The sequence below is a fragment of the Bartonella sp. AA78NXGY genome, from assembly GCF_042197005.1.
Taxonomy (GTDB): Bacteria; Pseudomonadota; Alphaproteobacteria; order Rhizobiales; family Rhizobiaceae; genus Bartonella.
Genome location: NZ_JBHIRI010000118.1, coordinates 1 through 509 on the forward strand (window position 1 = coordinate 1; position 509 = coordinate 509).

General features: G+C 45.2%; 1 protein-coding gene. It reads right to left on the reverse strand.

The annotated features are described in order from the left end of the window. On the reverse strand, positions 1–509 hold a 509-nt coding region (locus ACFINL_RS09960), incomplete at both ends, for a DUF4815 domain-containing protein (RefSeq protein WP_375651514.1).

A 509-nucleotide genomic window follows, 5' to 3' on the forward strand; every position in this document is an offset into this window, starting at 1 on the left:
AAATTTTGATAAGGATTGATTTTTTCGCAAGCCGTTGTCAACTCTTGCGCAATGATCACTTCATTTGTCCAGTCAAGGGTGACAGGCGCTTTTAAAGGAGCAGTATAGAATGTTGGGTCAATGGCAAGCTGCAAAATGCCGTTGCCTACAGCCCCCGTTTGTTGAAAGCCTTCATCTCTGTAACTATCATCAAGAAAAGGGTCTGCAAACATGCCTTTTTTGGCAACAGGTTCTTTAGAGTCAACATTGCTTTTAATCCGTTCTAATTGCATCAGACGGTCAAGCGAAAGCACCCGTTGAAAATAGCGCCACATTTCATCATAGGGGGCAACCCGTGTGCCATCATTGACCACAACCGGCATTTCAAGCCAATTGTTGGTAATGGTTGCAAGGGACAACACATCATCAGGAACACTGGGTGCCATGGGTTGGTCTACTGAGATACCTTTGATGTAAACCACATTGCCCCCTGTGTTCAGTCCTATGCGGTCAATGCGGGGTAATTTGTA